The organism is Paraburkholderia kirstenboschensis, from assembly GCF_904848585.1.
GTDB classification, from domain to species: Bacteria; Pseudomonadota; Gammaproteobacteria; order Burkholderiales; family Burkholderiaceae; genus Paraburkholderia; species Paraburkholderia kirstenboschensis.
Genome location: NZ_CAJHCR010000006.1, coordinates 213,346 through 226,212 on the forward strand (window position 1 = coordinate 213,346; position 12,867 = coordinate 226,212).

The following is a 12,867-nucleotide window of genomic DNA, read 5'->3' on the forward strand; positions in this document are numbered from 1 at the left end:
AAGCCCCCACCGTTAGTGACTGGAACGTCCTATGCCTTTCCAGTTATTTGTTTCAAAGTCAATTTGAACTTCTTTGCTGTGTACTAATATGACGGCTCTCGACGAACTCGCTCATTTGAAAGTAACGCTCGATTCGAAAATATCGGATGTCATCGCACGTATTCAGGAAAGCGGTCCGGTTGCGTGCGCGTTGCTCTACGATCATACGGGCCAATTCATCAACATCATCACCGACGGCGATGTCCGGCGTGCCTTCCTCGAAGGCCACAAGCTTGACGACCTCGCTATCAAGATTCAGTCAATCAAGTCGCGCAGTGCGCGGCCGGCTCCCATAACCGCGAAAGTAACCGCGAGTGCCGACGAACGCGAACTGCTCTTCCGGAGGTACTCGCTGCGTCAACTCGTGCTGGTGGACGCCAAGGGATTGCCGGTTTCGATCATCGACCATCACGCGGTCAATCACGCGCCCAACTACATCGACCGCAAGTTTACCGCGGTGGTGATGGCCGGCGGTTTTGGCACACGTTTGCGTCCGTTCACCGCGGACACGCCCAAGCCAATGCTGCAGGTCAACGGTCGGCCGATGCTCGAAATCAGCATCGAGAAACTAGTCAGTCACGGCGCGAATCGCATCTTCATTTCCACGCACTATCTGCCCGAAAAGATTACCGACCACTTCGGCAATGGGGAAAAATTCGGCGTGGACATTCAGTACGTGCACGAGACCACGCCGCTCGGCACTGGCGGCGCACTCTCGCTGGTGCCGTTCCATGACGAGAACACGCTTGTCTTCAACGGCGACATCCTCACGAATCTCGACATCGGGATGTTCCTCGCGTTTCACCTGCGCAGCAATTCGGCAATGACTATTGCTGCAACGCAATACAGCTTCCAAGTCCCGTTCGGCGTCATCACGGAAAGCGATTCACTGGTCACGCATATCGAAGAAAAGCCGAACTTCAGCTTCCTCGTGAATAGCGGCATCTACTTTTTGTCGAAACGCGTGTTCGAGACGCTGCCGGCCTCGGGGCACTACAACATGACCGACGTGGCCAGCAATCTCATCAAGGCGTCGTTGCCGGTATCGTGCTTCCCGATCTTCGAACATTGGCTCGACGTCGGCCGCCCGAGTGACTACGATCTCGCTTCCAAAATTTTCTGAGCGACGGCCCTGTATGACCTTGGTGATCGACGTCGAACAGCGAGCATGGCGCCGGTGATCAGCGTGCCCTTGCGCCCGCCGTTTATTTCGAGCGACCTCGCCCTCGTTCTGTCGCTCCGGCTATGGCAAGCGGGCGCAGGCCTACTGACTACGGTTCTCGCCGTGCATTTCCTGTCGCCGGAAATTCAGGGGTGGTATTACAGCTTTATAAGCGTCGCCGCGCTCTACTCATTGTTCGATCTCGGCCTTTCCATGGTACTGGTGCAAGTGTCCGCTCATGCGTTCACCGGCCTCACTTGGAAGTCTGACGGCAGTGTCGAAGGAGAGGCGACCGCTTACTTTCACGCGCTCGCGCATAGCGCGTTGCGCTGGTACGGTGTGACGGCGCTGGTGTTCGTGGTCGCGATTGTGCCAGGCGGCATGTTGTTCTTCGGCTCGAAACACTCGGCCACCATTCATTGGATCGCGCCTTGGCTCGTGCTGTGCACGTTGACCGCGGCAAGCCTGATCGTCACGCCGTTCCTGTCGATTCTCGAAGGCACCGGGCAGATAGGCCGCGTGTATGCTTTACGCCTTTCTTTGGCGGTTTGCGGATCCATTGCCTGCTGGGCGACGCTCGCCGACGGCGGGGGACTCTGGGCAACGGTGATGGTGCCGGCCGCGACGCTGCTGATCCCGCTGGTGTGGCTCGTCCGTTACCGGCGCGGTCTGTTGCGGATCGCCTCGCACAGCGCCGGCCACGGCTTCGGCTGGCGGCATGAAGTGTGGCCGCTGCAATGGCGGCTCGGCGTGAACCTGCTATGCGGCTATTTGCTTACGCAGATCAATATTCCCATCCTGTTCCATACCCAGGGCGCGGTGATCGCCGGCCAACTCGGATTGTCGCTCGCGATCGTGAACACGCTCGGACTCGTCGCACAATCCTGGATCACGCGGCGCGTGCCGTTGATGGCCCGCGCCGCCGCCATGCGCGACTGGCACACGCTCGATCACATGTTCAAGCGAGACTTCGCGATGTCGTCGGCGATCTTTCTCACGATGGCGATCGGCGTGGTGGCGGCGGATCTGATATTCGCCGATACGAAATACGCGCGCCGTGTACTGCCGTTCTGGCAACTGGCTGGCCTGCTCGTATTCGTGTTCAGCAACCAGTTGATCGGCGTCCTCGCCGCGCACTTGCGCAGCTTTCGTCGCGAGCCGTTCATGGCCGCGCTCGCCACGTCGACAATCCTGACGCTCCCGCTCATCGTATGGGCTGCGGCGCATTATTCGTCGGCCGGGCTGGTGACCGTCCTGGCATCGGTCAACTTGCTACTAAATCTACCTATTGCTTTCTTCATCTGGTATCGGTGCAACCGGGCCTGGAGACATGATTCGTGAACGTTGAAACCGCCCCTCTACTGACCATCGCGATTCCCACTTTTTCTCGGGCTGGTTATCTTGAATTAAATTTGCGGAGTCTCGTCAAAGAATCGCGTTCGCTCCCCCAAGGCGTGCTCGAAGTGATCGTCTCCGACAATCATTCGACCGACGCGACGCCCGCGGTCGTGGCGAACGCGATCGCGCAAGGTCTGCCGATCCGTTATATCCGCAACACGGTCGACGTCGGCTCCGACGCGAACATCGCTCAATGCTTCAACGAAGCACAAGGCCACTACGTACAGATCATGGGCGACGACGACCTCTATGTGGCCGGTACGCTGTCGTATCTGATAGACCACTTGCGCAAGGCCGAATACGGCGTGGTGTGTCTGCGCCCGTACGGCTACGAAGTGGACCCCGTTGCGGAACATCCGGGCGGCGGTTCGCGCGTCGAACTGTTTGACGACATCGGCGATTTTCTTGCCGAGATCGGTTCGTACATTACGTTCATCTCGTCGTGCGTTATCAACCGGCGCGTTCAGCAGGAAATCGATGCGCGCCAGTTCTGCGGCAGCAACCTGGTGCAGGTGCATCTAGTCGTCAACGCGGCGTTGCAGGTGGGTCATAACGCATATCTGAAGCGCTACATTTTGGCGTGCAAGCGCGCAAACTCCGGGGGTTACGATTTCTCCGAGGTGTTCGTCGAGCGGCTTGGTCGCATTCTCGACTCTTACCGTGCCGCCGGCCTCAGCGCGCACGCGATCGATCAGTTCGAAACGCGGATGCTGAAGTCGTATCACCCGTTCAATCTGGTGCGTCAACGGCTCGCGCGGCAAGGCGATTTGCGGGAAACGTACCGGCGCTTTTCGGCGCGCTTCGGCAAGCGACCGCTGTTCCGCTTCTGGGTCGCGCCGATCATCCGCTGGCCGCGCCCGTTCGCGCTCGCTTGGGGAATGATGGCGACGCTGGTCGGCCGCGTTGCCAACGGCGATTTCCGGCGTGGCATGCACTTCATGTTGAACAAGCTGCGCCGATGCAGTCAGCCGGCGTCGTGACAGCAGCAAACGCGAGATAACGCGATATGCCGCATCAGGAAGAAATACGACGCACTCCGTGCTTCAGGTCTCGGTCGAAGGCAAATGATATGAGCCATAAAAACCTCGAAATAGAACGGTTGCGCGCCGTCGCAGTATTGCTCACGATCATGGTTCACGCGCCGTTCAAGCAACTGTTCAGTCCGTATCTCTATTCGTCCTTCACCGGCGTCGATCTCTTCTTCGTGATCTCCGGGTTCGTCGTTTCGCGTTCGTTCCTCGCGACGCTGCCGGACGCGCTCGGTGCGTCGCCGGTCGAGCGCCTTGAACGCAGTAAGCAGTCGATCATTGCGTTCTACCTGCGGCGCGTGTTCCGGATCGCGCCGTCCGCATTCTTCTATATCTTCCTGTACTGGATCCTAGCGCTCGTGATGAAGGCGACCGGCAGCGTCGCGCTGTTCGCACGGCCCGCCGATGTCTTCCGCGAAGGCATCGCTTTCGCGGGCGGCATCTACAACTACGCGATGGCTTACCACAGCATTCCGACAAACATGGCGCACTACTACAGCTTGTCGATCGAAGAACATTTCTATTTGCTCGCACCGCTGCTGCTGGTACTGTGCGGCCGTACGTCATACAGGCTAGCGGCGAGCGCGGTCGGAGTAGGTCTGGTGCTTTTCGTCGCGCGGCCAATGACGTCGATTAGCATCGCCGACCTGTCGCATACCCGCTTCGACGAACTGCTGTACGGCGTGATCATCGCGCTGCTGGTCCACAAGTATCGGCATCTTTCCGTGTGGCGTTTCCAAAGTATCGCCGATGGCGGCACTGTTCATTCGTCGGCGCTGGTCAACATGCTGCGTCACCCGTGCACGCGTTCGGTGCTCAAGGCACTGATCGGGTTCGCGTTATGCGCACTACTCGCGCTGCTACCTGGGGTCCTGAACACTGATATCCTCGGCGGCTCGTCGACCCAGTTCTACTTCTCAAGCGCGGCGTTTTGCGGCTATGCGCTGGTATCAGTCGCACTCGTCACCCTGGCATCTTTAGAGCGTGGTTGGATCCTAAACATCCGCGGCCTGACCCGTCTGCTCGAATACATCGGCGGCCGTTCGTATTCGATTTATCTCGGCCACGTGTTGCTACTCCTCGTGTACAACGATCTCTATTTCCGTTACTACGAGAATATCCCCGACTTTATCAAGCTGACCCGCGCTGGCTACGTGTTGCAGTTCGCGCTGTTTCTCGCTGTTGTGCTCGCGCTTGCGGAGAGCACGTACCGTCTCGTCGAGAAGCCGTGTATTGGCGTCGGCAAACGGGTTATCGGTTCAGTCACGGAGGCGCGAGCATGAGACGCCACTTCCGACTCGCCGCCACGGGGCTGCTGCTCGCATCAATTCCGGCGTTCGCGCAATACGACTATAACGACGACTTCACCAGAGCCGTCGCCGCTCATTATCCACCGCTGGTACGGCTGTTGATTACGAAAGGCGGCAAACAGAATGTTCAGGACGATAGTGGCGATACACCGATGATGCAGGCGATCCGCTCGCACGACCGCGAAATCGCCGAGCTGCTGACGCACTATCAGCCCGATCTCTTACTGTTGAACAGCCGCAATCACTCGGCCGCCACCGAAGCCGTGCTGGCGGACGACGCCGACAGCCTGCCCGAAGTGCTCGCACGCGAAGATTCGCTGCAAGTCGCACAAGCGTTGGGGCTCGCGATAAAGCTAACCAAACGGCGCGTGCTGAACCGTTTCGTCGAGCTGTTTGGTGCGCCAACGACCAACGATATAGGGCAAGGCTTCCTGAGCAACCCACGGTCGTTTTTCGGCCTCGGCAACCGCGTTGCCTATGCGTTCTCATCGACGGAAGAACGCCCCGACGTCTGCGCGAAGCCGGCGACCACACTGTTGCTGCAAGGGAAGATCTGCAAGATCGATGGTGACATGCTCAGCGTCGAATGGCAATCTGTGTCGAACCTCGACAACGAAGACTCGCACTGCTCGCCGCAAAAACGCCTGCGATTCGTGCGTAAGACCAACCCCGTGTGGAGCGAGAAATTCCTCGGCTCGTGCGGCGTACCGCCGAGTTACTTCTCGAATCTGCCGGCGTCGTTCAACTACCGTCAGTTCATCGTGCCGGAACTGCGCTGACGCGCGGCGCGCGCTCCAATCGCTAGCGAAACAGGTGAAGCGCCGCGTGTTGAAGCAACATGATCGTCTTTGCGTCGATGATCTCGCCGCTGACGATCATGTCAAGCGCGCGATCGATCGTCAGTTCGACGACCGTGATGTCCTCGCCCTCTTCAATAAGGCCGCCGCCCGCATGGATCCGATCGGCTTCGGTGTAAGGCGAGACATAACCGTACACCACGTGCGTCACGCAGCCGGGAATCATCAGCGCTTTGAACACCTTGTGCATTTCGCCGACGCGATACCCGGCTTCCTCGGCCACTTCGTCGCGTGCGCGCGCTTGCGGCTCGGAACCGTCCAGAAAACCGGCGGGTGCCTCCAATAGCCAACCGCTCTCGCCACGTAAATACGCAGGCAATCTGAACTGCTTCACGAGAATAACCGTACGCCGCGCGAGATCGTACAGCAGCGCGGTCGCGCCGTCCGCGACGTGATAGATCTCGCGGCTCAGCACCTGCTTGCTGCCGTCGTCGCGCTCATACTCGAAGGTTTGAAAATCGAGCCGCTGTTGTTTCTCCGACAAAGCATTTACCGACAGCATCCGGATACGCTCCCGCTTTGACATCGTCGCTCTCCTTTCGGCGAAACGGAATCAGACTCGCTGTGTCACTGCGCCCCGCCGTGCACCTCAGCGGCCATCGAGGCACAACCGCAACGCATCGCGCCAATCTGGCGCGCAAACTCCGAATGCCGCATTGAATTTGTCGTTTGACAGTTGTGAGTTGGCCGGCCGCGCGGCGGGCGTCGGATAGGACGAGGCGGCAATTGGCTTCACAAGGGGACGCTTGTCGCCGCCCGCGAGCTCGAAAATCGCTTCGGCGAAACCGTGCCACGACGTCGCGCCGGCTGCGGTCAAATGATAGACGCCCGAATGCGCGCGCCACCAGTCGCGAACCTCGTCCGCCGTGCCGGCGACGGATTGCGCAAGCACGTTCGACGTCAGCGACGCGATCGTATTGGCCCAGGTCGGCGCGCCGTGCTGATCGGCGACCACATCGAGTTCATCCCGCTCCAACCCCAGCCGCAGCATCGTAAGCAAAAAATTTCTGCCGCGCATACCGTACACCCAACTCGTACGCAGAATCAGATGATCGCAACCGGTGTCCGCGATCGCTTCCTCGCCTGCGAGCTTGGTGCGACCGTACACGTTCTGCGGACCGGTCGGATCGCTCTCGACATACGCGGTTTGTTTCGTGCCGTCGAACACATAGTCGGTTGAGTAATGCACGAGCGCCGCGCCCACGCGTTTGGCTTCCTCGGCAAACACGCGCGGCGCGTCCACGTTGACCTGGGTGGCGGCCGCCACGTCGGACTCCGCGGCATCGACCGCGGTGTAAGCAGACGGGTTGACGATCAATACCGGCTTCGTTTCGCGCACGACATCGCGAATCTGCTGCGGGTCGCGCAGATCCAGCCGGTTGCGCGCAAGCGACACGATCTGTCCCAGCCCTTGCAAACTGCGCTGCAATTCGAAACCAACCTGACCGTGGATGCCGGTCAGCAACACGACGCGTGGCTGTGTCATCGCCCGTCTCCTCAATCCGCCAGGTCGGCGTCGGCCAGCGGCGGCGCGTTGGCGTCTTTCGCTGCCAGCAGCGGCTCGCCGTCGAGCGGCCATCCTATGCCGATCTGCGAATCGTTCCATAGCGTGCATCGTTCGTGTTCGGCAAACCAGTAGTCGGTGGTCTTGTACAGGACCTCGGCTTGTTCGGACAACACCGCAAAGCCGTGCGCGAACCCCGCCGGAATCCATATCTGCCGCTTGTTCTCGGCGCTCAGCCGCTCGCCCGCCCATTGACCGAAGGTCGGCGAGCCTCTGCGGATGTCCACCGCGACGTCGAACACTTCGCCGGAGACGACACGCACGAGCTTCCCCTGCGGCCGCACAAGCTGATAGTGCAAACCACGCAGTACGTTCTTCACCGAAAACGAATGATTATCCTGCACAAATTCGACATGCTGGCCGAGCGCGTCGGCGAACTCCTGCGCATTGAAACTTTCGAAGAAGAACCCGCGGGTATCCGAAAATACTTTCGGTTCGATGATTTTCACTTCCGGCAACGAGGTCGGAATGACGATGAGCTTCATGCGAGGGGATCTGAAACGAGCTTGAGCAGATATTTACCGTAGGCATTTTTCGCCAGCGGCCCGGCTAGCCGCTCGACTTGTTCCGCGCCGATCCAGCGCTGGCGGAACGCCACTTCTTCGGGACAGGCGACCACGAGGCCCTGACGCTTCTGCAACGTGGCGATAAAGGTTGCGGCGTCGATCAGCGAGTCGTGCGTGCCAGTGTCCAGCCACGCATAGCCGCGACCCATCACCTCGACGCTCAACTTGCCGGCGCTCAGGTAAATCGAATTAACGTCGGTGATTTCGAGTTCACCGCGCGCGGACGGTTTGATTTCAGCGGCAATGTCGCAGACGTCCCGGTCATAGAAATAGAGCCCGGTAACGGCGTAGTTCGAACGTGGCACGAGCGGCTTTTCGTCGATCGACAGCGCGCGAAACATCTTGTCGAACTCGACCACGCCATACCGCTCCGGATCCTGCACGTGATAAGCGAATACGGTCGCTCCTTCGGTGCGCTCGTTCGCTTGGCCGAGTTGCCGCGCGAGATCGTGGCCGTAAAAAATGTTGTCACCAAGGATCAGCGCGGACGGCTCGTTGCCGACGAACTCGCGACCGATGACGAACGCCTGCGCGAGTCCATCCGGCGACGGTTGCACCGCGTACTGCAAGTTCATGCCCCACTGACTGCCGTCGCCCAGCATCGCCGTGAAGCGCGGCGTGTCCTCCCGCGTCGAGATGATCAGCACGTCGCGAATGCCGGCGATCATCAGGGTCGACAGCGGATAGTAGATCATCGGCTTGTCGTACACCGGCAGCAGTTGCTTCGATACCACTTGAGTGACCGGGTACAGCCGCGTGCCGGACCCGCCCGCGAGAATGATGCCCTTACGTGCCATCTCGATCCCCTTATGCTCGTTGTGAGTAATTCGTCTCGACCCACTTCCGGTACTCGCCGGAAGAGACTTCGTCCACCCAGTCCTGATGGCCGAGATACCAGCGGACCGTCTTCGCAAGCCCGGTCTCGAAGGTTTCCGCCGGCTTCCAGCCGAGTTCGCGTTCGAGCTTGCGCGCGTCGATCGCGTAACGGCGATCGTGGCCGGGGCGATCACTGACGTAGGTGATCTGCTCGCGGTAGCTACCGGCCGCTTTCGGCCTTAGGGTATCGAGCACATCGCACAGGGTCTGCACGACATCGAGGTTCTTTTTCTCGTTCCAGCCGCCGACGTTGTACGTCTCGCCCGGTACGCCGCGCGCAAGCACTTCGCGGATCGCACTGCAATGGTCGACCACGTAAAGCCAGTCGCGCACGTTCTGGCCGTCGCCGTACACGGGCAACGGCTTGCCGCCGAGTGCGTTCGCGATCATCAGCGGGATCAGTTTTTCCGGAAACTGGTACGGCCCATAGTTGTTCGAGCAGTTCGTGGTCAGCGTCGGCAGGCGGTACGTGTGCTGGTACGCCCGCACGAGATGATCGGAACCCGCTTTCGTCGCGGAGTACGGGCTGTTCGGTGCGAACGTCGAAGTTTCAGAAAACGGCGCATCAGCGGCGTCCAGCGAGCCGAACACTTCGTCGGTCGACACTTGCAGGAAACGGAACGACACCTTATCGGCGTCGCTGAGCGCGCTCCAGTAGCTGCGGGCAGCTTCGAGAAGCGTGAAAGTGCCGACAACATTGGTCTGCACGAAATCCGCCGGCCCGTGAATCGAACGGTCTACGTGACTCTCGGCCGCAAAGTTGAGCACTGCGCGGGGTTTGTGCTCAGCAAACAGCGCATCCAGTGCGACGCGGTCGCAGATATCGGCTCGCACGAACAAGTGTCGCGGATCGTCCCGCAGGGACTTCAGCGTACCCAGATTGCCGGCGTAGGTAAGTTTGTCGACGTTCACAATCGCTTCGTCGGACGCGTTCAGCCAATCAAGAACGAAATTGGCTCCGATAAAACCGGCTCCGCCCGTTACCAAGATCATGGACTTTCCTTCCAAATATGCGCGGCGCTATCGCGTTCCTCGCCGCACCTACGCTAAAAATTTCTCACATTGAAATGTCGGGCCGGCGCATCGCTCACGCCTTTTTGCCAAACGGACGCCAATCTCTGACGAAGCCCCGTTAGCAAACCCACCGTTCCGTAGCTTATGCCGCCAACATCCAACGCAGCGTATCCATAAATGGAATAACCTGCACTTCAGGCACCAGCGACCGCAGCTTCGCCGGTGATCCGGCCAGCACCTTCACATCCGTTTGTCGGACGAAAGCCGGATTGACGTGGACTTGCAACTCATGGCCGGTCAGATCGCTTGCTGCCGACAGAATCTCCCGGAGCGTATAAGGTGTACCCGTGCAGACGTTCACCGTCTCCGCGGCGGCCTCGGAATCGAGCAGGGCCTCGTAAGCGCTCGCCACGTAGCGCACGTCAGAAAAATCCCGTGCAACATCGATATTGCCCAGTTCGATAGACGGCTCGCGCCGCGCGAAGTGCTCGACGATCTTCGGTACGAGGAAGTTCGACGCCTGTCCGCGGCCCGTGTAGTTGAACGGACGCACGATCAGGATAGGCAACCGGTCGAACCAGGTGTGCACCATCGTTTCCATGGCCGCCTTGCTGGCCGCGTAGTGATTGACCGGCGTAAGCGGAAAGCTTTCGTCGATCGCATCGCTCGTCACGTTGCCATACACATTCGCGCTGCTCGCAATCAGCACCTTGCGCGGCGAATGGCCGGTCGCCGCACACGCCTCCAGCAGGTTCAGCGTGCCGATCACGTTGACTCGGTAAAAGTCGAGCGGATCGTCATGGCCGACAAAGCTGATCGCAGCGAGATGAACGATATAGTCGGGCCGCGCCGTTTCGATCACGCGCCGGCAGTTTTCCGGCGAGGTGATATCGAGCCTCAAACGCGTGGGCGTTTCCCGCTCGTCGCGGCCGGCGAACGTTTCGATCACGTTATGGCCGCGACCAAGCAGGTTATCGACCAGATAACGGCCAGTGAAGCCGCTCGCCCCGGTGACGAGCGTGCGGACCGGTTGCTTCGCATGGGAAGACGACATGCTTTCTCCGTTCACGAGAGTCATCCTGTTGTGATGCAATATCGCGCTGGTCGTTCAGTGCGTGCCACGACAACAGCGGCAGTGCAAGCGTGGCGCGATACCGGCGCTTCAAACGGGCTATTATGTCACGCTCGCTTGCTGCATTGCCCAACGCGGCACGCTCCGTGCGCCGCCGCGTGTATCGAACCGCAAACATTCCCTCGATGACACCCTCCACCGCGCCTTCATCCCCTTCGTCAATTTCGCAGCAGCAACCCGTGCCTCTTGCCTTCGGCGATCTGCAAGGATGCCGCACGCCTTTCCAGCGACTGCTCGCGAAGGCCGCGCCGCCAGCCGGCACGCCGCTATGGTTCGCGGGCGATCTGATCAACCGCGGCGCCGAATCGCTTGCCACGCTGCGCGACATCATCGCGCTCGGCGATCGCGCGGTGCCGGTGCTGGGCAATCACGATCTGCATCTGCTGTCGGTATCGGCGGGAATTCGCAAGTCGAAAAAGGGCGACACGATCGACGAAATTCTCTCCGCGCCCGATGCCGCCGACCTGCTCGAATGGGTCCGTCACCGACCCATCGCGCATTACGAGAACGGCATGCTGATGGTGCATGCGGGCGTGGTGCCGCAATGGGACGTGAGCCTCACGCTCGAACTCGCCGACGAATTGCAGCGGGCGCTGCGCGCGCCGAACTGGAAGGAGACGCTCGCAGGCCTGTATGGCAACGAGCCGAGCCTATGGACGCCGAACCTGAAGGGCATCGAACGGCTGCGCGTCACGTGCAGCGCGTTGACGCGCGTGCGCTTCTGCAATGCGGAAGGCGCGATGGACTTCAGCAGCAGCGGCGGCCTGAACGCCGCGCCGCCCGGCTGCATGCCCTGGTTCGACGTGCCGTGGCGCAAGACTGCGAACGTGACCGTGGTGTTCGGCCATTGGGCCGCGCTGGGGCTGATGTTGCGCGACAACCTGATCGGACTCGACTCTGGCTGCGTGTGGGGCGAAAAGCTGTCAGCGGTGCGGCTCGCGCAGAATCCGGCTGAGCGCACACTCACTCAGGTCCAATGCGACAACTGCCGGTCGAGCGGGGGCAATTAGGCGGTCCGGGATCTAGACGCCTGATGAGCGGGCCGAGCTGTCGGCGGGTTCAATCATTGTTTCGGCGGATGTGGACGATTCCGCCTGCTCCACGACGAGCGCGCCGCTGGTTGCCGTGCCGCCTCGCATCTCCTGCAACGCGGCTTGAATGACGCCTTGCGCTTGCGCCGCCAACGCACGGCGGTCCGCGCCCGCCGCAAGCGGCGCACACACGTACACATGTGCGGTCAACGGCCCGCCGCGCAGCAGCAAATTAAGCGAGTCCGCGAGCGAGAGATCGTCGATATAGGCAGGCGCCGTGGACTGCCGGCCGTGCGCGTCTTCGTACATGATGCATAGCGGCTGCACCGGCGCTGCGGCCGACACCGCCGCCTGAAACATATTCGCGTGAAACGGCAGCAGCGCGAGGCCGTTGGACGTCGTGCCTTCCGGGAACACGCACATCAGCTCGCCCGCGCTCAAACGGTCGGACAGCTCATGCATGATCCGCTTTGCGTCGCTGCGCTTCTCGCGCTGAATGAACACCGTGTCCAGTTGCTGCGCGAGCCAGCCGACCAACGGCCATTGGCGGATCTCAGCCTTCGACACGAACGGAGTGGGCCGCCACGCATTGATCACATAGATATCGATCCATGAGATGTGATTGGCCACGACCAGTGCACCGCGATCGAGCCGTGCGCCGTCGTTATGCACGACGAGCCGCATGCCGCACATCCGCAGCATCTTGAGCGACCATTCGCGGTTGAGCGCGTGACGTCGGTCCGCGTCAGCTTTCGGAAAGCGCGTCGCCACGATCCACATGCCGTGCAGCAGATGCGCGATGAGACGAGCCTTGCGTAACGCGAGCTTCATAGTCGGAGCTTTCCGTTGCGGGTCAATGCGAAATCCAGACTGGCCAATGCGTGAGCCAT

At 60.5% G+C, this 12,867-nt stretch carries 13 protein-coding genes; 6 read left to right on the forward strand and 7 right to left on the reverse strand.

Annotated features, from left to right (window positions below):
• Positions 1-88: 88 nt before the first annotated feature.
• The 5 genes from JMY24_RS18705 to JMY24_RS18725 all read left to right on the forward strand — a co-directional run bounded on the left by JMY24_RS18705 (position 89) and on the right by JMY24_RS18725 (position 5,716).
• Positions 89-1,162 carry a nucleotidyltransferase family protein gene (locus JMY24_RS18705; RefSeq protein ID WP_128594393.1) on the forward strand — a complete coding sequence of 358 codons (1,074 nt, stop codon included), beginning with the start codon at positions 89-91 and terminating at the stop codon, positions 1,160-1,162.
• Between the two features lie 45 nt (positions 1,163-1,207).
• Positions 1,208-2,542: a hypothetical protein gene (locus JMY24_RS18710; RefSeq protein ID WP_128594392.1), complete on the forward strand. Its 1,335-nt coding sequence runs from the start codon at positions 1,208-1,210 to the stop codon at positions 2,540-2,542.
• The gene (locus JMY24_RS18715; RefSeq protein ID WP_128594391.1) at positions 2,539-3,579 is read left to right on the forward strand and encodes a glycosyltransferase family 2 protein; all 1,041 of its coding nucleotides are present in this window, start codon (positions 2,539-2,541) and stop codon (positions 3,577-3,579) included. Before JMY24_RS18710 ends, JMY24_RS18715 begins: the two co-directional genes overlap by 4 nt.
• An 89-nt stretch (positions 3,580-3,668) precedes the next feature.
• Entirely contained in the window at positions 3,669-4,910 is a 1,242-nt protein-coding gene (locus JMY24_RS18720) for an acyltransferase family protein (protein ID WP_164853408.1), read from the forward strand.
• Positions 4,907-5,716 carry an ankyrin repeat domain-containing protein gene (locus JMY24_RS18725; RefSeq protein ID WP_128594389.1) on the forward strand — a complete coding sequence of 270 codons (810 nt, stop codon included), beginning with the start codon at positions 4,907-4,909 and terminating at the stop codon, positions 5,714-5,716. Before JMY24_RS18720 ends, JMY24_RS18725 begins: the two co-directional genes overlap by 4 nt.
• Positions 5,717-5,738: 22 nt before the next feature.
• Here JMY24_RS18725 and JMY24_RS18730 read toward each other — a convergent pair whose 3' ends face one another.
• The 6 genes from JMY24_RS18730 to JMY24_RS18755 all read right to left on the reverse strand — a co-directional run bounded on the left by JMY24_RS18730 (position 5,739) and on the right by JMY24_RS18755 (position 10,868).
• Positions 5,739-6,320: an NUDIX domain-containing protein gene (locus tag JMY24_RS18730; RefSeq protein WP_128594388.1), complete on the reverse strand. Its 582-nt coding sequence runs from the start codon at positions 6,318-6,320 to the stop codon at positions 5,739-5,741.
• A 63-nt stretch (positions 6,321-6,383) separates the two neighbouring features.
• Complete coding sequence (rfbD, locus tag JMY24_RS18735) at positions 6,384-7,280, reverse strand: dTDP-4-dehydrorhamnose reductase (RefSeq protein ID WP_201702667.1); 897 nt, start codon at positions 7,278-7,280, stop codon at positions 6,384-6,386.
• A gap of 11 nt (positions 7,281-7,291) precedes the next feature.
• Positions 7,292-7,843, reverse strand: coding sequence for a dTDP-4-dehydrorhamnose 3,5-epimerase (rfbC, locus tag JMY24_RS18740; RefSeq protein WP_128594387.1), 552 nt, complete (start codon positions 7,841-7,843; stop codon positions 7,292-7,294).
• The gene (rfbA, locus tag JMY24_RS18745; RefSeq protein ID WP_128594386.1) at positions 7,840-8,721 is read right to left on the reverse strand and encodes a glucose-1-phosphate thymidylyltransferase RfbA; all 882 of its coding nucleotides are present in this window, start codon (positions 8,719-8,721) and stop codon (positions 7,840-7,842) included. Before rfbA ends, rfbC begins: the two co-directional genes overlap by 4 nt.
• Positions 8,722-8,731: 10 nt before the next feature.
• Positions 8,732-9,793, reverse strand: a complete 1,062-nt coding sequence (gene rfbB, locus JMY24_RS18750) for a dTDP-glucose 4,6-dehydratase (RefSeq protein WP_128594385.1) — start codon at positions 9,791-9,793, stop codon at positions 8,732-8,734.
• A gap of 163 nt (positions 9,794-9,956) precedes the next feature.
• A complete protein-coding gene (locus tag JMY24_RS18755) occupies positions 9,957-10,868 on the reverse strand; it encodes a GDP-mannose 4,6-dehydratase (protein ID WP_128594384.1) in 912 nt (303 codons plus the stop codon).
• A 203-nt stretch (positions 10,869-11,071) separates the two neighbouring features.
• On the opposite strand from JMY24_RS18755, the gene JMY24_RS18760 reads away from it, so the two are divergent.
• Positions 11,072-11,956, forward strand: a complete 885-nt coding sequence (locus tag JMY24_RS18760; RefSeq protein WP_201702669.1) for a symmetrical bis(5'-nucleosyl)-tetraphosphatase — start codon at positions 11,072-11,074, stop codon at positions 11,954-11,956.
• Positions 11,957-11,968: 12 nt separating this feature from the next.
• Here JMY24_RS18760 and JMY24_RS18765 read toward each other — a convergent pair whose 3' ends face one another.
• Positions 11,969-12,808: a lysophospholipid acyltransferase family protein gene (locus JMY24_RS18765; RefSeq protein WP_128594383.1), complete on the reverse strand. Its 840-nt coding sequence runs from the start codon at positions 12,806-12,808 to the stop codon at positions 11,969-11,971.
• Positions 12,809-12,867: the final 59 nt, after the last annotated feature.